This window comes from Solihabitans fulvus, assembly GCF_008386585.1.
Taxonomy (GTDB): Bacteria; Actinomycetota; Actinomycetes; order Mycobacteriales; family Pseudonocardiaceae; genus Solihabitans; species Solihabitans fulvus.
This window is the reverse complement of record NZ_VUOB01000017.1, coordinates 14799-32977: the sequence shown is the minus strand read 5'-3', so window position 1 is coordinate 32977 and position 18179 is coordinate 14799. Positions and strand designations below refer to the sequence as shown.

Annotated in this window: 17 protein-coding genes; 10 read left to right on the top strand and 7 right to left on the bottom strand. The window is 71.8% G+C overall.

The window, feature by feature from the left end; genetic code table 11:
- Position 1 precedes the first annotated feature (1 nt).
- The 6 genes from F0L68_RS10180 to hypF are packed head-to-tail and all read left to right on the top strand — an operon-like array spanning position 2 to position 6114.
- Positions 2-274, top strand: coding sequence for a HypC/HybG/HupF family hydrogenase formation chaperone (locus tag F0L68_RS10180; protein ID WP_149849254.1), 273 nt, complete (start codon positions 2-4; stop codon positions 272-274).
- A 12-nt stretch (positions 275-286) separates the two neighbouring features.
- Positions 287-1414: a hydrogenase formation protein HypD gene (gene hypD / locus F0L68_RS10175; protein ID WP_149849285.1), complete on the top strand. Its 1128-nt coding sequence runs from the start codon at positions 287-289 to the stop codon at positions 1412-1414.
- On the top strand, positions 1411-2529 hold the full coding sequence (hypE, locus tag F0L68_RS10170) for a hydrogenase expression/formation protein HypE (protein ID WP_149849253.1): 1119 nt from the start codon (positions 1411-1413) through the stop codon (positions 2527-2529). The genes hypD and hypE overlap by 4 nt, the downstream gene beginning before the upstream one ends.
- An 11-nt stretch (positions 2530-2540) precedes the next feature.
- Positions 2541-2921: a hydrogenase maturation nickel metallochaperone HypA gene (hypA, locus tag F0L68_RS10165; protein ID WP_149849252.1), complete on the top strand. Its 381-nt coding sequence runs from the start codon at positions 2541-2543 to the stop codon at positions 2919-2921.
- A complete protein-coding gene (hypB, locus tag F0L68_RS10160; protein ID WP_149849251.1) occupies positions 2876-3700 on the top strand; it encodes a hydrogenase nickel incorporation protein HypB in 825 nt (274 codons plus the stop codon). Before hypA ends, hypB begins: the two co-directional genes overlap by 46 nt.
- A complete protein-coding gene (hypF, locus tag F0L68_RS10155) occupies positions 3697-6114 on the top strand; it encodes a carbamoyltransferase HypF (RefSeq protein WP_223198654.1) in 2418 nt (805 codons plus the stop codon). Before hypB ends, hypF begins: the two co-directional genes overlap by 4 nt.
- 36 nt (positions 6115-6150) lie before the next feature.
- On the opposite strand, the gene F0L68_RS10150 is transcribed toward hypF, so the two are convergent.
- A complete protein-coding gene (locus F0L68_RS10150) occupies positions 6151-7278 on the bottom strand; it encodes a HesA/MoeB/ThiF family protein (RefSeq protein WP_188316493.1) in 1128 nt (375 codons plus the stop codon).
- A 259-nt stretch (positions 7279-7537) separates the two neighbouring features.
- On the opposite strand from F0L68_RS10150, the gene F0L68_RS10145 reads away from it, so the two are divergent.
- Together F0L68_RS10145 and F0L68_RS10140 are read left to right on the top strand one after the other, a co-directional pair.
- Positions 7538-10804 (top strand): AfsR/SARP family transcriptional regulator, encoded by a 3267-nt coding sequence (locus F0L68_RS10145; RefSeq protein WP_149849249.1) that lies wholly within the window; start codon positions 7538-7540, stop codon positions 10802-10804.
- Positions 10801-11238 carry a VOC family protein gene (locus F0L68_RS10140; protein ID WP_149849248.1) on the top strand — a complete coding sequence of 146 codons (438 nt, stop codon included), beginning with the start codon at positions 10801-10803 and terminating at the stop codon, positions 11236-11238. Before F0L68_RS10145 ends, F0L68_RS10140 begins: the two co-directional genes overlap by 4 nt.
- A 71-nt stretch (positions 11239-11309) precedes the next feature.
- Here F0L68_RS10140 and F0L68_RS10135 read toward each other — a convergent pair whose 3' ends face one another.
- Together F0L68_RS10135 and F0L68_RS10130 are read right to left on the bottom strand one after the other, a co-directional pair.
- Positions 11310-11792, bottom strand: a complete 483-nt coding sequence (locus F0L68_RS10135) for a hypothetical protein (protein WP_149849247.1) — start codon at positions 11790-11792, stop codon at positions 11310-11312.
- Positions 11793-11839: 47 nt separating this feature from the next.
- On the bottom strand, positions 11840-12715 hold the full coding sequence (locus F0L68_RS10130; protein WP_149849246.1) for an alpha/beta fold hydrolase: 876 nt from the start codon (positions 12713-12715) through the stop codon (positions 11840-11842).
- 243 nt (positions 12716-12958) lie between these two features.
- On the opposite strand from F0L68_RS10130, the gene F0L68_RS10125 reads away from it, so the two are divergent.
- Positions 12959-14227, top strand: a complete 1269-nt coding sequence (locus F0L68_RS10125; protein WP_149849245.1) for a hypothetical protein — start codon at positions 12959-12961, stop codon at positions 14225-14227.
- On the opposite strand, the gene F0L68_RS44525 is transcribed toward F0L68_RS10125, so the two are convergent.
- Both F0L68_RS44525 and F0L68_RS10115 read right to left on the bottom strand, forming a co-directional pair.
- A complete protein-coding gene (locus F0L68_RS44525; RefSeq protein WP_276313843.1) occupies positions 14224-14406 on the bottom strand; it encodes an alpha/beta fold hydrolase in 183 nt (60 codons plus the stop codon). The two genes, F0L68_RS10125 and F0L68_RS44525, sit on opposite strands and share 4 nt — an antisense overlap.
- A gap of 197 nt (positions 14407-14603) precedes the next feature.
- Entirely contained in the window at positions 14604-15116 is a 513-nt protein-coding gene (locus F0L68_RS10115) for a PadR family transcriptional regulator (protein ID WP_188316492.1), read from the bottom strand.
- 90 nt (positions 15117-15206) lie between these two features.
- Here F0L68_RS10115 and F0L68_RS10110 point away from each other — a divergent pair, with 90 nt between their 5' ends.
- Entirely contained in the window at positions 15207-15581 is a 375-nt protein-coding gene (locus F0L68_RS10110) for a hypothetical protein (protein WP_188316491.1), read from the top strand.
- Between the two features lie 152 nt (positions 15582-15733).
- On the opposite strand, the gene F0L68_RS10105 is transcribed toward F0L68_RS10110, so the two are convergent.
- Both F0L68_RS10105 and F0L68_RS10100 read right to left on the bottom strand, forming a co-directional pair.
- Positions 15734-16642: a DMT family transporter gene (locus F0L68_RS10105; protein ID WP_149849283.1), complete on the bottom strand. Its 909-nt coding sequence runs from the start codon at positions 16640-16642 to the stop codon at positions 15734-15736.
- 193 nt (positions 16643-16835) lie between these two features.
- Positions 16836-18074, bottom strand: coding sequence for an MFS transporter (locus tag F0L68_RS10100; RefSeq protein ID WP_149849242.1), 1239 nt, complete (start codon positions 18072-18074; stop codon positions 16836-16838).
- Positions 18075-18179 lie beyond the last annotated feature (105 nt).

The window sequence follows — 18179 nt, the reverse complement described above, 5'->3', positions numbered from 1 at the left end:
CATGTGCCTTGGGATTCCAGGGGAAGTGATCGAGATCCTGACCGATCGACCCGACCTGGCAAGGGTCGACGTGAGCGGCGTGAAGCGCGCGATCAACATTGGGTTGCTCACCGAGGAGAACCTCAGGCCCGGTGACTGGGTGCTCATCCACGTCGGCTTCGCGCTGTCCAAGATCGACGAGGACGAGGCGAAGGCGGCGATGGACTTCCTCGAAGGCATCGGCAAGGCCTACGACGACGAGATCACGGCCCTTCGGGATTCCCAGATCGTATAGGAGTTGAGCGGCATGCGTTTCGTCGACGAGTTCCGGGACGCGGACAAGGCGAAGGCGTTGTCCGCCAAGATCGCCGGCCTGTGCGAACCGGGCCGCCAGTACAAGTTCATGGAGGTCTGCGGCGGTCACACCCACACCATCTACAAGCACGGCCTCGAGGACTACCTGCCCGAGGCCGTCAGCCTCGTGCACGGGCCCGGGTGCCCGGTGTGCGTGATCCCGATGGGGCGCATCGACGACGCGATCCACATCGCCCGTCAGCCCGGGGTGCTGATGACCTCCTTCGGTGACATGATGCGAGTGCCGGGCAGCGCGGGGAACTTCTTCGACTCCAACGCCGAGGGCACCAACATCCGGATGGTCTACTCGCCGCTCGACTCCCTCAAGATCGCCCGCCAGAACCCGGACCAGCAGGTCGTGTTCATGGCGATCGGATTCGAGACCACCGCTCCATCCACCGCCATGACCATGCTGCGGGCCGCGCAGGAGGGCATCGAGAACTTCTCGATCTTCTGCAACCACATCACGATCATCCCCGCGATCAAGGCGATCCTCGACTCGCCGGACCTGCGGCTGGACGGCTTCATCGGGCCGGGGCACGTGTCCACGGTCATCGGCTGCCGCCCGTATGAGTTCATCGCCGAGGAGTACCACAAGCCGATCGTGGTCGCCGGCTTCGAGCCGCTGGACATCCTCCAGTCGATCTACCTGCTGATGCGGCAACTGTCCGAGGGCCGCTCGGACGTGGAGAACCAGTACTCCAGGGTGGTGCCGTGGGAGGGCAACCTCACCGCACTGCGCGCCATCGGCGAGGTGATGGAGCTGCGCCCCTACTTCGAGTGGCGCGGCCTCGGGTTCATCTCCCACTCGGCGTTGCAGGTCCGCGCCAAGTACGCCAGGTTCGACGCCGAGCTGGCCTACGACGTGCCGGGCGTGCGGGTGGCCGACCCGAAGGCGTGCCAGTGCGGCGAGGTGCTCAAGGGCGTGCTCAAACCGTGGGAGTGCAAGGTGTTCGGCACCGCCTGCACGCCGGAGACCCCGATCGGCACCTGCATGGTGTCGCCGGAGGGCGCCTGCGCGGCCTACTACAACTTCGGCCGGTTCACCCGCACCCGAGTCAGGGAGGCGAGCACGACATGACCACCCACCAGGACGTCCCGGCCAGGTCGGCGCCGGGCACGCCGTCCGAGCGGGAGCAGCAGGTGCTCGACCGGATCGAGCGGGCCCGGCGCCGCAGGGCGAAGGTCAAGGAGGAACGGATCACCCTCGCGCACGGGTCGGGCGGCAAGGCCACCCAGACCCTGATCGAGGCGATCTTCCTTGAGGCGTTCCGCAACCCGCTGCTCGAACCGTTGGAGGACGCGGCCGAGCTGACCATGAACGGCACCCGGCTGGCGCTGACTACCGACTCGTTCGTGGTGTCCCCGCTGTTCTTCCCCGGCGGGAACATCGGCGACCTCGCGATCAACGGGACCGTCAACGATCTCGCGGTGTCCGGCGCTACCCCTCGGTTCCTGACCGCCGGGTTCATCCTGGAGGAGGGCTTTCCCGTCGCGGACCTGACCAGGATCGTGGACTCGATGCGCGCGGCGGCCGAGGCCGCAGGCGTCTCCGTGGTCACCGGCGACACCAAGGTGGTGCAGCGCGGCAAGGCCGACGGCTGCTACATCAACACCGCGGGCGTCGGGCTGATCGAGTACCCGGGCACGCTGGGTGTCGCGACCGCGCGGCCCGGCGACGCGGTGCTGGTGTCCGGCCCCATCGGCGAGCACGGCGTCACCGTGCTGCTCGCCAGGGGAGAGCTGGACATCGAGGCGGACCTGGTCTCCGACACCGCGCCGGTGCATGGGCTGGTCGCCGAGCTGCTGGCGAGCACCTCCGGCGTGCGCGCGATGCGGGACGCCACGCGCGGCGGCGTTGCCACGATCCTCAACGAGGTGGCCAGGGCCGCCGACGTCGCCGTGGTGGTGGACGAGGACGCCGTGCCGGTCGGCACCGAGGTGCGCGGCGCCTCGGAGCTGCTCGGCATCGACCCGCTCTACGTCGCCTGCGAGGGGCGCATCGTGGTCATCGTGGACGGCGCCGAGGCCGACACCGCGCTCGCCGCGCTGCGCCGGCACCCGCTCGGCGAGCAGGCCGCGGTGATCGGCCGGATCAAGGAGGACCCGCCGGGACTGGTGTTGCTCAACACCGTGTTCGGCGGCACGCGGATCTGCGACCTGCTCGTTGGCGACCCGCTGCCCAGGATCTGCTGAGGCGGGGCGGCATGCACGAGCTGTCCATCACTCAGTCGATCGTCGACGCCATCGTGGAGCGCATGGGGGACAGGCGGATCAGCGCCGTGCGGATCGAGATCGGCGCGCTGTCGGGCGTGGTGGCCGACTCGGTGCGGTTCTGCTTCGAGATCGTCGCCGAGGAGACCACGCTGGCCGGCGCGCGGCTGGACATCGACGAGCCGCCGGGGCTCGGGCGGTGTCGTTGCTGCGCAACGGAGTTCGAGGTGGCCGACCCGATCCTGCTGTGCCCGGACTGCGGCAGCGCCGACGTCCTGGTGCTGGCCGGGCGGGACCTGCGGATCAAGTCGGTGGAGGTGACTTCGGCATGTGCGCCACCTGTGGGTGCTCCGACGACGGCGGAGCGCGGGTGATCGACCCGTCGCGAGACCACGAGCACAACCACAACCACGAACACGGCGAGGCCCAGCTGCACGACCCGAGCGGAGAGCACCACGAGCACGATCCCGGTGCGGGACGCGACCGCGCCGACGCCGACCGCACGGTGCTGCTGGAGCAGCGCGTCCTGGCGCACAACGACTCCATCGCCGCCCGCAACCGAACCTGGCTCGGCGACCTGGACATCCTCGCGGTGAACCTGATGAGTTCGCCCGGCTCGGGCAAGACGACCCTGCTGGAGCGCACGATCCGCGCGCTGGGCGGCGAGTCGCCCGTGTCGGTGATCGAGGGCGACCAGGAGACCGTGTTCGACGCCGAGCGGATCCGCGCGACCGGCTGCCGGGTCGTGCAGGTCAACACCGGCGCCGGCTGCCACCTGGACGCGGCCATGCTGGACAGGGCCCTGCGCGCGCTCGACCCGCCGGCCAGCTCGACCGTGTTCGTCGAGAACGTCGGCAACCTCGTGTGCCCGGCGCTGTTCGACCTCGGCGAGGCGCTGCGGGTGGTGATCATGTCGGTCACCGAGGGCGCGGACAAACCGCTGAAGTACCCGCACATGTTCCGCGCCGCGGACCTGGTGCTGCTCAACAAGATCGACCTGCTGCCGTACCTCGACTTCGACGTCGACGCGTTTCGCGCGTACCTCGGCCAAGTGAACCAGGAGGCCGAGCTGCTCCAGCTCTCGGCGACCAGGGGCGACGGCGCCGAGGACTGGTACGCCTGGCTGCGCGCGAGAGCGGGCAGCCTGGTGTGAGTGAACGGTTGGCAGACCCGGGCGAACACTCGCTGTTCCGCGCGACGGACCGGGATGCGCGCCGCCGACTGCGCTGCACGGTCACCGGTGTGGTGCAGGGCGTGGGATTCCGCCCGTTCGTGCACCGGCTGGCCACCGAACTCGCCCTGACCGGCTTCGTCGGCAACGACGCGCTCGCCGTGTTCGTCGAGGTGCAGGGGAGCGGGGACGCGGTGGCCGCGTTTGAGCGCAGGCTCACCGCCGAGGCCCCGCCGCTGTCCGCCATCGCGGCGGTCGTCGCCACGGACCTGCCGACCGCGGACGAGACGGGCTTCGCGATCGTCGCCAGCACAGGTGGATCCGGCGCGCGGACCCTGGTGCCCCCGGACGTGGCGACCTGCGGCAACTGCCTCGCCGAGCTGGCCGACCCGGCCGACCGCCGCTACCGGCACCCGTTCATCACCTGCACCGACTGCGGGCCACGCTTCACCATCATCCGCGACCTGCCCTACGACCGGCCGGCCACCACCATGACGGACTTCCCGATGTGTGCCGCCTGCGCCGGCGAGTACGAGGACCCGGCCGACCGCCGCTTCCACGCGCAACCCGTCGCCTGTCCAGACTGCGGCCCGGTGCTGTGGTTCACCGAGGGCGGCGCACGGGTCGACGGCGCGGACGCGGCGATCGCGGCGGCGCAACGCGCGCTGCTGGACGGCAGGATCGTGGCGGTCAAGGGCATCGGCGGCTACCACCTCGCCTGCCGCGCGGACAGTGACGCGGCGATCGCGCGGCTGCGCGAACGCAAGGCCCGCGACCAGAAGCCGTTCGCGCTGCTCGCGCGCGACCTCGCCGTCGCGCGCGGGCTCGCCAGGATCGACGCGGCCGAGGAACACGTGCTGACGTGTCCCGCGCGGCCCATCGTGTTGCTGCGGCGCCGTTTCGGCGCACCGGTCGCCGAGGCGGTCGCGCCAGGCAACCCGCTGCTCGGCGTGCTGCTGCCCTACACACCGGTGCACCACCTGCTGTTCGCGCCGGTGCCTGGCTCGACCGCGGTCCCACCCGAGCTGCTCGTCATGACGAGTGCGAACCTCAGCGACGAGCCGCTGTGCTTCGACGACCTGGACGCGGCGGCGCGGCTGCCCCGCCTGGCCGACGCGGTCCTCACCCACGACCGCCCGATCCACGTGCCCTGCGACGACAGCGTGGTGCGCGTGGTCGACGGCGCGGAACTGCCGATCCGCCGCTCACGGGGCTACGCGCCGCTGCCGGTCGCCCTCGGGCGCGAGCTGCCGCCGACGCTCGCGGTCGGCGGGGAGCTGAAGAACACCTGCTGCCTGGTCGACGGCCGCAACGCGTTCTGCTCCGCGCACATCGGGGACATGGGCAACGCCGAGACGACCAGGGCGTTCGAGCGCGCGGTCGACCAGCTGACCACGCTGCACCGGCTCCGGCCCGAGGTGCTGGCGGCGGACGCGCATCCCGCGTACCTGACCAGGGCGTGGGCGGAACGGCACGCGGGCGAGCCGGGCGAGCCGGCGCTTCGGTTCGTGCAGCACCACCACGCGCACGTGGTGTCGCTGCTCGCCGAGCACGGTCGGATCGGCGAACCGGTGATCGGCGTCGCCTTCGACGGCACCGGGTTCGGTGCCGACGCCGCCGTCTGGGGCGGCGAGATCCTGGTGCTGGGCAACGACACCGCGCGCTACCGGCGGGCCGGTCACCTGCTGCCCGTCAGCCTGCCTGGCGGCGACGCGGCCGTCCGCAACCCGTGCCGCATGGCGCTCGCGTACCTCGACGCGGCCGGGGTGCCCTTGGCCGAGGACCTGCCGCCGGTCGCCGCGTGCGGCCGCGCCGAATTCGCCGGCGTGCGGTCCCTGCTGGCGTCCGGGGTCGGCACGGTGTCGTGCACCAGCATGGGCCGCCTGTTCGACGCCGTGGCCGCGCTGCTCGGTGTGCGCCAACGGATCGGCTACGAGGCGCAGGCGGCGATCGAACTGGAAATCCGGGCACAGCAGGCACAATCCATCGAACCGGACGGCGTCGAGCCGCTCCGCTTCGCGGTGCGCGACGGCGTGCTCGACCATCGCCCGGTGATCCGCGGGTTGGTCGCCGGCCTGCGGGCGGGCGAGGATCCCGGTGTCGCCGCGTACCGTTTCCATCTGGCGATCGCCGACGCGGTGGCCGACTGCGTCGGTCGGATCGCTCGCGACACAGGCATCCGGTCGGTCGGGCTGACCGGGGGCGTGTTCCAGAACGTCCTGCTCGCCGGGGCCTGCCGGGACCGGCTCGAACAGCGAGGCCTCACCGTGCTGACCCATCATCTGGTGCCGCCCAACGACGGCGGCCTGGCGCTCGGGCAGGCGGTGGTCGCGGCGCTGGCCGAGGGCGGGAGCCGAGCGGACACCCCGACCGCACCGCCGCTCGGGCGCTCGTGAATCTCGGACGTTCCTGAATCGAGGTCGGCGGGCTCGTCACGCGTGCCCGGCCGCCGCCTGGTTCACCGCGCGACGCCCGCACACCGCGCAGTCCGCGTCGAGCCTCGGTTCGACGAAGTAGCTGAACGACAGGTCGGTGAGGCTCAGGTGGAACATCCGCCCCACCGCCGTCGGCGTCAGCCCGACCAGGTGGTTGACGACCTGGAGCGCGGCCACGTGCCCGGTGAGGTTGGCGGTCGGCGCGAGCACCGCGTGCCCCTGCCCCGGATACGCCGTCTCGATCTGCGGGGAGCCTTGCCGCCGCTCGAAGTGCCGCGCCTGGGTCGGCAGGCAGTCGAAGCAGCCGTCGACACCCGGCACGAACAGGCCGCTCATCAGCGTCGGACCCGCGTACAGGCCGGCCTGCCACGGCGTTCCCGTCGCCAGCGACGCGGCGCTCGCCCAGGTGTTGATCACCCCGTGCGGCTGGTCGGCGCACAGCACGAGGACGTCCGTGTCCCGCATCAGGCGCTCCAGGTCGGCCGACGAGGTGAGTTCGAGCTCCTCGCCGGTGACCCGCACGTTGGAGTTCATCCGGCTCAGCCTCGCCACGACGGCCTCGACCTTGGACGCGCCGATGTCGTCCTCGGTGAACAGCAGCTGGCGGGTCAGGCTCGACGGCTCGATCCGGTCGAAGTCGACGCAGTGCAGCGCGCCGACCCCGGCCGCGACCAGCGCCGCTGCGGCCGCGGAGCCTGCCCCGCCCATGCCGCAGACGGTGACGTGCTTGGACTTCAGCCGCGACTGGAGGTCGTAGCGGGACGCCCTCGGCGTGATGTCCACCCAGGAGAAGTAGTCCGCCGCCCCGGCGTACCTGTCGAGCTCGGCCTCGCTGAGGTTGGCGGGCGCCGGCGCGCCGGCGTCCTCGACGAACCCGGACTCGATCAGCGCGCCGATCGCCTCCCGGACGCGATCCGGGTCGAGGTGCGGGCGCTCCCAGGTCAGCTCGGCGACCACCGCGTCCTCGGTGCGGGAGCCGTCCATCAGCTGGATCAGCCGCCACAGGGTGCCCTCGTCGTCGTCGGTCAGCTCGGCGCCGCCGTCCCGCCGCGCCCCGCCGAGGTAGATCAACGTGGGGCTCAGGCGCATCGGGTTGTGCGCTTGCTTGATCTTCGGTCGCAGCATGCGGCCGGTCCTCCCTGTCCTGGCCATGGGCCCTGTCCTGGCCATGCGGCGGCCGACCGACCGCCGCACGGGTCGAAGCGTGACCGGTCCGGGCTACGCGCGGGCTACGCGTCAGCTACGCGGCGTTCACCGAAGGGCACGGCGCGGCCGGGTGCTGGTGTTACTCCAGCTGGGTCAACCTCGGCTGATCTCGACCTACAATTTGCATGCCTGAGGGGGGAGGCCACCGATCCGGTTCGCGATTCTCGGTCCGCTCGACGTGTCCCACGACGGGCGGCCGATCGCCGTGACCAGGCCGCAGCGTCGCGCGGTCCTGGCGTATTTGTTGTTGCACGCCACCCGAGGCGTGCGGATCAACGCGCTGATCGAGGCGATGTGGGCCGGCGCGGAACCGGCCACCGCGCGGACCCAGATCCACGCCGCGGTGTCCGGACTGCGGCGCGGCCTGCGCGAGTCGGGGACCGGCGACCTGATCGAGAGCACCCCGAGCGGCTACCTGCTGCGCGTCGCCGAGGACGACCTCGACCTGACCGCCTTCACCGGCCGGGTGCACCGCGCCGAGCAAGCCGAGGCCGGCGGGCGGCCCGAGGCGGCGGTCGCGCTGCTGCGCGAGGCGATGGGGCTGTGGCGGGGGCAGGCGCTCGCGGACATCCTCGCGCCCTTTGCCGACGCCGCGCGGACCCACCTCGACGAGCAGCGCGTCGCCGCGCTCGAACAGCTGGCGGAGCTGGAGCTCTCGCTGGGGCGCGGCGTCGACCTCGTGCCCGACCTGCTCCTGTTCAGCGAGACCCATCCCACCAGGGAACGGCTGGTCGCGCTGCTCATGCTCGCCCTCTACCGCGACGGCCGGCAGGTCGACGCGCTCGACCTGTACGCCCGCACGAAGACGCTGCTCGCCGCCGAGCAGGGGGTGGATCCCGGGCCGAGGCTGACCGAGCGCTACCTGGCGATCCTGCGCGCCGAACCAGCCCTGGACGCGCCCGCCGCCGCGCCGCCGGTCCGGCCCGCCGTCGAGCGGCCGAGCCGGGAACCCGAGACCGTGCCGGCGGAGCTGCCGCGCGGCGTGCCCGACTTCACCGGCAGGCTGGAACACCTGCGCGCGCTGGACCTGTTGGCCGCGCAGGACAACCAGCCCGCCGCAGTGGTCGCCGCGCTGTCCGGGTCCGGCGGCGTCGGCAAGACGGCGCTCGCGGTGCACTGGGGTCATCGGGCCAGTGCGAGGTTTCCCGACGGCCAGCTGTTCGTCGACCTGCACGGGCACTCACCATCCCGGCCGCTGCGGCCCGTCGACGCGCTGGCCAGGTTCCTGCGCGGCCTCGGCGTGCCGCAGGAACGGATCCCGGCCGAGGCGGAGGAAGCCTCGGCCCAGTTCCGCAGCCTGGTGGCCGGCCGGCGCGTCCTGGTGCTGCTGGACAACGCCAGCGACGCTGAGCAGGTGCGCCCGCTGCTGCCGGCCACCCCGGGCAGCATGGCCCTGGTCACTAGTCGGGAACGCCTCATCGGCCTGACCGCCCTTGACGGCGCGCGGCAGGTCGGCCTCGACGTCCTCGACCCTGCGGACGCCGTCCGGCTGCTCGGCGGGATCGTCGGGCCGCACCGGGTCGAGGCGGAACCCGAGGCCGCGCGCGACATCGCCGAGCTGTGCGCGTGCCTTCCGTTGGCGCTGCGGGTGTTCGGCGCGACGATCGCCAGCGAGCCCGAGCTCAGCCTCGCCGACCAGCGGGACCGGCTCAGGGAGAGCGACCGGATGGCGCTGCTGCGGATCGACGGCGACGAGCGGTCCGGCGTCCGGGCGTCGTTCGAGCTGTCCTACGCGGTGCTCAAACCGGAGTCCCGCAGGCTCTTCCGGCTGCTCGGCGTGTGCCCAGGCCACGATGTCGGCGTTGAGGCGGCCGCGGCGCTCGCCGACCTCGACGCGACGAAGGTGCGCCGCCTGCTGGACGTGTTGGTCGCGGCCAGGCTGGTGGACCGGCACCCTGGCGACCGGTTCACCAGCCACGACCTGCTCCGCGAGTACGCCGCCGAACTGGCCGGGGAGGAGGAGTCGCCGGAGTCCCGCGGCCAGGCGCTGGCTCGGCTGTCCGACTGGTACCTGCGCCGCTGCGCCGAGGCGGCCGACCAGCTCTACCCGAACACGCTGCGGCTGCCGGCGCCACCCGCCAGGGGCGTGGTCGCCGCGTTCGTCGACGCCGCGGCGGCCAGGCGGTGGCTCGACACCGAGCTGCCGGGCATGGTCGCCGTGATCGGGCACGCGGCGCGGCACGGGCCGGGGGAGCTGGCCTGGCGCCTTGCCGACGTCCTGCACGGCTACTTCCGCATCCGGCCGGGGACTGTCGAGTGGGCCAGGACGGTCGAGCTGGGCATGGCCGCGGCCACCGAGGCCGGCGATGCCGCCGCCAGCGCGGCGATGCGGCTGTCCGCGGGCGCGCTGCGCGTGCGGCTGGACCGGGAGTCCGACGCGCGGGCGCAGTTCGAGCAGGCCGCCGTCGACGCGCGGCGGGCGGGCTGGGGCGCGGCCGAGGTGGCCGCCATGCTGTCCCTTGGCCAGAGCTACTCCGGGGCAGGGGACCTGCGCACCGCCGCCGGCTACTACCAGCGCGCGGCGACGCTCAACGAGACGGTGGGCTGGTCCCAGGGCGCGGGGTTCATCCTGAACAGCCTCGGGGTGATCTACCGGGACCTCGGCGACCTGGACCGAGCGCTGTCCTGCTGCCTTGACGTGCTGCGGGTCTTCCGCGAGTTGGGGCGGGGCAGGCAGCTCGGCGTCTCGCTGGCCAACCTCGGGATGGTCCGCCACCAGCTCGGCGCGCTCGACCTCGCCATGGCGGACTTCGCGGCGGCCGAGGCGGCGTTCGACCGCAGCGGCGACCGGCTGCGGGGCGCGTGGCTGCTTCCGCACGTGGCCCTCGCCGAACTGGACCTCGGGCGGCGCGAGCAGGCGCGCGACCGGGCCCGGCGCGGCCTCGACCTGGCCCGCGAGATCGAGGAGCCGGGCTTCGAGAGCCTTGCGCTGCACGCCCTCGGCTCGGTGTGCCTGCGGGCCGACCGGCCGGAGGAGGCGGCAGGGCACTTCGGCGGGGCGCTCGACCTGGCGACGCGGGTGGGCTTCCTGGTGGCAAGGATGGACGCGATGCTCGGCCTCGCCGCCGCTGACGCGGCACGGGGCGAGGAGGCGGCGGCGCTGGACGGGCTCCGGCGACTGCTGGCGATGACCGCGGAATCCGGGCACCTGCTGCACGAGGGGCAGGCCCGCACCATCCTGGCCGGCATCCACCTGCGGGAGGACCGCGAGCGCGCCGCCGAGGAGGCCGAACGCGCGCTGCGGATCCATCGCGGAACCGGCCACCGACTCGGCGCGGCTCGCACCCTGGTGATCCTCGGCCACGCCTCGGCCGCCGAACCTCAGCGGGCGGCCGAGGCGTGGCGCGAGGCCCGCGACCTGTTCGCGGCGGCGGGTTCCCCCGAGGCCGACGACGTGGCACGACTGTTGACGGTGCCCACGAACCGAACGGAAAGGAACCGATGACGACCACCTGGGGCCTGACGGTCGACTGCGCGCGCCCCAAGGAGTTGGCGAAGTTCTGGGCCGTTGCGCTCGGCTACGTCGAGCCGCCGCCACCGGCCGGGTTCGCCAGCTGGCCGGACTGGTTCGCGGAGTTCGACGTGCCGGAGGACGAGTGGGACGACGCCGCGTACCTGGCCGACCCGGCCGGCGTCGGGCCCACCCTGTCGTTCCTCAAGGTGCCCGAGTCCAAGGTGGTGAAGAACCGGCTGCACCTGGATCTCAAGGTCGGCGGCGGTCGGCAGACGCCGTGGGAGGACCGGTGGCCGCGCGTGCTGGCCGCCGCCGAACGGCTGACCGCGATCGGAGCGAGGGTTGTCAGCGAGGAGGGATTGGCCGGCCAGCCCGACCACCTCGTGCTGGCGGACCCGGAGGGCAACGAGTTCTGCCTGGTGTGACGGCGTTTCCGCGCGCGACCGGGCTCAGCCGGTCCGCCAGCCGATCGGCGGTGGCCGCCAACCGCGCGCGGTCAGATGTAGTCGAAGAACCTGACGAACCACGTCCCCGGGCGGGCCAGGGTCAGGTCGGCGCGGCCGTCGTAGCGCTCGTGCAGCAGGTCCTCGGGCACGGTCACGTAGCCGAGATCGCTCAGCGCGCCCTCCACCCGGCGCCGGTCCTCGGCGGACAGCGCGCCGAGCTTGTCGGCGTCGGAGTGGCAGCCGACGTTCTCCGGCGAGTAGACCGCGAGGCCGCCGAAGTTGCTGACCCGCACGGAGATCCTCGGTCCACCGCCCGGTCGGTCGGCCGGCACCGTGATGTCGCCGTGGTGGCTGGCGTCCTGCACCCAACGGTCCACCGAGCAGCGGCAGCCGAACGCCGCGTCCAGCGACTCCGCGAGCAGGTCGAAGCGCGCCCTGGCCTCGCCGTGGTCGTAGCCCCTCGGGAACTCGAGGTGATCAGGGTCGTCCAAGGCCCGCAGCAGCTCCCACCAGGTCGTCGCGTCGCCGGGCATGGGCGTCACGCTACCGGCGGGAGCCGCTGCGGTGCCGTTGTGCCGCCTCAGCTCCAGACGCGGTCGAGGAGGTCGGCGATCAGCGGCGCGATCTCGGGCAGCCGCTCCTCGAGGGCGAAGTGACCGGTGTCCAGCACGTGCAGCTCGGCCTCGGGCAGGTCGCGCAGGTAGGCGTGCGCGCCGGGCTCGGGGAAGAACATGTCGTTGCGGCCCCAGACGATCAGCGCGGGCGGGGTGTGCTCGCGCAGCCACGCCTGCCACTGCGGGTACTCCGCCACGTTGCTGTGGTAGTCGAACGCGAGCGCGAGCTGAGCCTCCTTGCGGCCGGGCAGGTCGAGGAAGTGCTGGTCGAGCAGCCAGCTCTCGGGGGAGACGGCCTCGGGGTCGGCGGTGCCGCCCTCGTACTGCCCCCTGGTGCCCTCCAGCGTGAACAGGCCGCGGACGATGTCCTCGTCGCCGGGCGTCTCGGGGCGCAGCGAGATGAAGTGCCGCGCGCCGTCCGACAGGCCCTCCTCGTAGGCGTTGCCGTTCTGCACAACCAGGCCGGCGATCCACTCCGGGTGGCGGCCGGCGATCCGGAAGCCGACCGGGGCCCCGAAGTCGAAGACGTACATCACGAACCTGGTCAGGCCGAGGCGCTCGACGAAGCCCTCGGTGATGTCGGCGAGGCTGTCGAAGCTGTAGGTGAAGTCGGCGGGGGCCTCGGTGTTGCCGAACCCGGGGTAGTCCGGGGCGATCAGTCGGTACCGCGAGCCGAGCGCGTCGATCAGCCTGCGGAACTGGTGCGAGGCGGACGGGAACCCGTGCAGCAGCAGGAGAACCGGGGCGTCCGCGCGGTCCGGGACCGACTCGCGGTAGAAGACCCGAACGCCGTCGACCTCGACGTGGCGGTGGACCGTGCGGGGGATCGACGTGACCTGCATTTTCACATGCCTCCTTGACGAGCTGATGCATTAGTTCTAGTCGATCACGACCTAATGTGTCAAGCGTTCGGTGATGCATTAGGTGTCGCGATTGCCGTCGACCTCGGTCAGCCTAGAGGTCGGTATGGCCAATAGTTTCAGTGTTAACCGAAACAAGTCTCTCCGGCACAGCGCGTGACACCCGCCGAGACGGGCCGGCCGACAACGCGACGTCGTGTCGACGCTGACGTACGCTCGCCGACCGTGACCGGTCACCTCACCCTGCCCGACGCGCTCGGGTTGCTCGCCGCGCGCGGCGTCGCGGACGGCTTTCACGTCTGGTCGCCGAGCTATGGCCTGCCGCCGGGCGGTGTGGACGCCGGTTGGGAACTGACGGAGCTTGCCGGGTACGGGTGGGTGTTGCGCAGCCGGAACGGCGGTCGGGAGACCAGCTCGGCGGCGTTCACCACGGAGTCCGAGGCGTGTGCCGCGTTGCTGGCGAGACTGTTGGCGCCGGGCCGCGTCGGCGCGCCGGATCGGGAGGACCCGGCCGCGTTCGAGTCGCTGCTGGCGCGGTGGCGGCACATGCCGTGGCGGAGTTCGCCGTCCAGCCGCGACGAACTGCTGGCCGCGCTCGCCAGGCTCGGGGTTCCCGGCGACGCCTACGGCCTGTACGGCGGAGCGTTCGAGGGCAGGCTGTGCCTGGAGGAGCGGCCGAGCGGGTGGTGGGTCTTCCGGGTTCGGGACGGCCGCCGCGACGGCGAGGTGTCGTGTCGCGACGAGGCCGAGGCGTGCCGGGAGTTCTGGCGGCGCCTGGTCGACGACGAACTCCCGGCGATGCTCGCCGTCCGGCCGACGCCCGTCGAACCCCGTGCCGCAGAGCCGGAAACGGCGGGCGACGACCTCACCATCCCTGAGGTGCTGGCCGTCTGGGACCGGCGCGGGGGAGCCCGGCCCGTCGGCATCCAGTCGCACACCTATGGCCCGCGCACCGTCTCGCCGGTGTTCACGGACGACGTGACCAGCCTGCACGAGCTGCCCGACGGCCGATGGGAGCTGCGGTACTTCGAGCGCGGCGCGAGCACGGTGGTCGGCAGGTACGACCGCGAGGGAGACGCCTGCGCGGCGATCATCGGGGCGGCGGGTGCGTCCAGCATGGCGGTGTTCGCCAGCGCGACCGCCGACAAGGTCGCCAGCAGCTTCGCGGCGACGGCCTACGGGCAGCTGCTGTACTACTGGCGGCTGCGCCCGTGGCGGCACGCGCCTGCCGGTCGCGAGGAGTTGGCGATCCTGTTGCGGGACAACGGTTTTCCGATCGACAGCTACAACCTGACCGGCGGTCGGTCCGTCGACGTGCTGACCATCGAGGAACGATTGGACGGCTGGCGCGTCTACCGGGTCGAGGCGGGCAGGCGCGTCGGCGAGGCCAGGCACGCGACCGAGCGTGCCGCGTGCGCGGAGTTCTGGCGGCGCGCGGTCGACCAGGTGCTGCCGACGCTGGTCGCCGCGCCGGGAGTCGGGTGGCCGGCCTAGTCCGCGAGGAAGTCGAGCAGCGCCTTGTTGAACTCCCTGGCGTGCGAGGCGTTCAGGCCGTGCGGGCTGCCCTCGATCAGCACGAGCGTGCTGTTCGCGATCGCCTCGGCCGAGCGCTTACCGCTGACCTCGAAGGGCACGATGAGGTCGGAGTCGCCGTGGATCACCAGCGTCGGCACGGTGATCTTGGCCAGGTCGTCGCGGAAGTCGGTGCGGCTGAACGCGGCGATGCAGTCCAGGGTGCCCTTCGGGGAGGCGAACGCCGCGATGTCGCGGGCGTACTCCCGTTGCTGCTCGCTGACGTTCGTTGCCGGCGCTGAAGAAGCCGGTGATGGACCCGTCGAGGAAGGCGATGCGGTCGCCGGTCACCTCGGGGTCAGGACAGCGTCGTGCGGGCCTCGCCGATCCACGTAAGGTCCGCCTCGGCGCGGTTGATCGCGAACCGTGCGGTCAGGCTGCGGCCGGCGTGGTCCGCGTACTCGGCAAGGAGTTCCTGGCACAGCACGAGGGTGTTGCGCAGTTCCGCCTCCCACTGATCGAGCTGTCCGAGCAGGTGCTCGGCGCTGGTGTGCTGGGCGAAATGCATCTGGATCTGCAATGGTTGACGGGCCCGTTCGGAGACCGTGTTGAAGCCGTCTAGCCAGCCTCGGAAGGCGTGCAGGCCAGCGTCGGTTGCGGTATAGACCCGCTTGTCCGGCACCGCCTCCTGGACGACGTGCTGCACCGTGGCATGTCCGCGATCCACCAGTTTGGGCAGCTCGGCATAGATGTGCGATCGGGTGATCGGCCAGAAATAAGCCACCGCCCTGGACGCACGGGTGCCGAGCTCGTAGCCCGAAGCGGGACCGTCCAGCAGCAGGCCCAGTACGAGATAACCGCCGACTGACATGAGCACCATCCTAGTCCAGTCTTGACTATCCGCTAATAGCGGCCTACCGTCCAAGTCTATTCAAGTCTGGACTAGTCAGGGGTGGACATGATGGAACGACAACAGACGATCGCCGACTACGCAGCGGCGTGGAGTGGCAACGGTGCCGAGATTATCGTGGCGGCCTTCGCCCGCTGCTGGACCAAGGACAGCACCTACACCGACACGATGACCGACACAGTCGTGGGCGTCGAGGGCATGGTCCGGCTCGTCCTCGGCATGGCGGAACGGTATCCCGGCTTCATCCTCCGCCCCACCAGCGGCCTGGACACCCACCACGGCGTCGGCAGGTTCAGCTGGCTGATGACCGCGCCCGACCCCATCGTCGCCGCAGGCGTGTACTACGGCCGGGAACTGCCCGGACTCGACTTCGTCGAGTTCACCCCGGACAACCGGATCGCCCGGATCGTGGGCTTCTTCGGCTGAGCGAGCGGGATCAGCCCCAGTCGACGACCCAGGTCGTCTATTGCGCTCCAGGCGGTCATGGTGCCGGAGGTCAGCGCGGGTGGCCAGCGGCTGGGCGAGGATCGACCGCATTGACTCCAACACGGGCGCATGGCCGACGATTGAGTAGTCGCCTAAGAGACGTGCGATCGAGCGTGGCGCGGCTCGCCCTTCGGCTCACCCTTCGGCACAGACGCGGTGCGCCGCCGGCCGCGCGTCATGCCGACGCCGACGAGCACCACCGCCATGCCGGCGACGATCCTGGCGTTGAGCTGTTCGTGCAGCACGATCGCGCCCAGTGCCACCGACACCACCGGCAGCAGGTACCCGACGGTCGCGGCGCTGGTCGGGCCCTCGTCCGCGATCAGGCGATAGTTGAGGTAGAAGGTGATCCCGGTGCCGAAGATCCCCAGCACGACCACGGCGATCAGCGCGGTCGCATTGACGTGCGTGGCGACCGCGCCGCCGATGGGCAGGCCGAGCGCGCTCAGGCCGGTCGCCGTGCCGAGCTGAGCGGTGGACATGGCGATGGGCCCGGTGCCCCGGCCGACGAGTTTCCTTGCCATGTAGGCGAAGGCGACGGCGTAGCTGACCGCCGCGCCGAGGAGGGCGAGGGCTCCCCAGCTGGCCAGCCCGGCGCGCTGCCACGGCGCGAAGATCAGCAGCGTGCCGGTGAAGCCGAGCAGCAGCCCGCCGAGCCGGACCGGGCCGAGCCCGCGTTCCGTGCCGAGGGCGACGCCGATCAGCAGCGACCACAACGGGGTGGTCGCGTTCAGCGCGCCGGCCACGCCGGAGTCGACGGTCTGCTCGCCGATGGCGAACAGCGCGAACGGCAGGGCGTTGCAGAAGAACGCGGCGACCACGAGCCGGCGCCAGGTCGAGCGGTCGCGGGGCAGGCGCTGGCGCGCGCGGCGGCTGAGCGCGGCCAGCACCGCCGCGCCGAGCGCGCACCGCAGCACGGCGATCTGGGCCGGCGACAGGCCGGTCAACGCCAGCTTGATCCACAGGAAGCCAGAGCCCCACAGCAGGGCGAGCACGCCCATGCGCCACGCCGTCCCTCGTCCACCGCTGAGCACCGTTCGCCTCCCCGTTCTCGCCGTCGGGGAGTCACGCTGCCTCAGTCGATCCGACAGGACAATCGAAAAGTTCAGCACGCACCGTTAAGCTCGGCTACATCATCGACCGAGAGTGCACAGCGAGCGCGATCCGTTGCGGCGCAACGCGAATCGCGCGATCTCAGGCCGCAGGCGCGGTGTCGGGGAGGCGGGCCCGCCACATCGGCGAGCAGGCGAGCGCGACGGCCTGGCCGACGAGTCCCGTGACGGCGATCCACAGCGCGAGCCGGCTGCCGAGCGTGTCGGCGAGCACGCCGCCAAGGGGCGCGCCGAGGACGATCGCGCCCCGGTTGAGTGACCTGATCGTCGCGTTCATCCTGCCCTGTAAGTGATCCGGCGTGACCGACTGTCGGAAGCCCATTTCCACCGGGTTGCCAAGGCCGAGGCCGAACCCGAACACGAACTGGGCGCAGCACAGCAGCACCAACCCCGTGATTCCCGTGCCGGCCAACGGGATCAGCGCGTAGCCCAGCGGAGTCAGGCAGCATGCCGCGACGATGACCCTGCCGGCGCCGAACCGTCGGGTGGCGCGGCTGGACAGCAGCGCGCCGAGCACGCTGCCGGCGCCGCCGAGCGCGAAGGTGACGCCGAGCGCGAACGCGTCGAAGCCGAGGACCTTCAGCACGAAGAACGTCGAGACGGCGCCAACCATGCCGGTGCACAGGAACCAGACGTGCGAGGTGATGGCGGCCGGAGCGAGCTCCCGGTGTCGGTAGACCCAGGCCAGTCCTTCGCGCAGCTCGCGGCGCAGGTTGCGCGATGGGGCGGGTGTCGGAGTTTCGGTGGTGTGCAGCCTGGCGAGCACGAGCCCGGAGGCCAGGTAGGAGATCGCGTCGACGAGGATCGCCGCCGGGGCGCTGATCGCCTGCACCAGCCAGCCGGCGATCAGTGGGCCTGCCGTCTGTGCGACCGAGCTGGTCTGCTCCAGCCGCGCGTTGGCGTCGGTGAGCAGCGGGCCGGGCACGAGGCGGGGCAGGTAGGACTGGTGCGCCGCGTCGTAGACCAGGGACAGCGCCCCGAACACGATGACCAGCGCGATCAGCGCGGGCATGCCGAGCTGCCCGACGGCGGCCAGCAGCGGGATCAGCGCGAGCAGCACCGCCCTGGCGAGGTCGGCGCCGACCAGGATCGGTTTGCGGCGGCAGCGGTCCACCAGCACGCCGGCGATCAGCCCGAACAGCAGGTACGGCAGCCAGCGGGCGGCGCTGAGCAGGCCGAGCTCGGTCGCCGAGGCGTGCAGGGTGGCCACGGCCAGTACTTGGAGGGCCAGCGCGGTGACGTAGGTGCCGACCATCGACACGGTGTCGGCCGCCCAGAATCGGAGGAAGTCGGGATGGTCGCGCAGACGGGTCTGTGTCATCGGGCCGTGTGCCTCCCCTGGTCACGGTCTCGCCGGCGCGACCTCGCGCCGTGGACCCAGTGTCCCATTCGTGCCCGGCTGGTCGGCGGGTCCGTGCCGGAGGGC

What these genes read in the sequence shown, in the direction of transcription:
- F0L68_RS10180 (WP_149849254.1), top strand. Translation starts at nt 2, where the DNA reads ATGTGCCTTGGGATTCCAGGGGAAGTGATCGAGATCCTGACCGATCGA.
- hypD (WP_149849285.1), top strand. Translation starts at nt 287, where the DNA reads ATGCGTTTCGTCGACGAGTTCCGGGACGCGGACAAGGCGAAGGCGTTG.
- hypE (WP_149849253.1), top strand. Translation starts at nt 1,411, where the DNA reads ATGACCACCCACCAGGACGTCCCGGCCAGGTCGGCGCCGGGCACGCCG.
- hypA (WP_149849252.1), top strand. Translation starts at nt 2,541, where the DNA reads ATGCACGAGCTGTCCATCACTCAGTCGATCGTCGACGCCATCGTGGAG.
- hypB (WP_149849251.1), top strand. Translation starts at nt 2,876, where the DNA reads ATGTGCGCCACCTGTGGGTGCTCCGACGACGGCGGAGCGCGGGTGATC.
- F0L68_RS10150 (WP_188316493.1), bottom strand. Translation starts at nt 7,278, where the DNA reads ATGCTGCGACCGAAGATCAAGCAAGCGCACAACCCGATGCGCCTGAGC.
- F0L68_RS10140 (WP_149849248.1), top strand. Translation starts at nt 10,801, where the DNA reads ATGACGACCACCTGGGGCCTGACGGTCGACTGCGCGCGCCCCAAGGAG.
- F0L68_RS10135 (WP_149849247.1), bottom strand. Translation starts at nt 11,792, where the DNA reads ATGCCCGGCGACGCGACGACCTGGTGGGAGCTGCTGCGGGCCTTGGAC.
- F0L68_RS10130 (WP_149849246.1), bottom strand. Translation starts at nt 12,715, where the DNA reads ATGCAGGTCACGTCGATCCCCCGCACGGTCCACCGCCACGTCGAGGTC.
- F0L68_RS10115 (WP_188316492.1), bottom strand. Translation starts at nt 15,116, where the DNA reads ATGTCAGTCGGCGGTTATCTCGTACTGGGCCTGCTGCTGGACGGTCCC.
- F0L68_RS10110 (WP_188316491.1), top strand. Translation starts at nt 15,207, where the DNA reads ATGGAACGACAACAGACGATCGCCGACTACGCAGCGGCGTGGAGTGGC.
- F0L68_RS10105 (WP_149849283.1), bottom strand. Translation starts at nt 16,642, where the DNA reads ATGGGCGTGCTCGCCCTGCTGTGGGGCTCTGGCTTCCTGTGGATCAAG.
- F0L68_RS10100 (WP_149849242.1), bottom strand. Translation starts at nt 18,074, where the DNA reads ATGACACAGACCCGTCTGCGCGACCATCCCGACTTCCTCCGATTCTGG.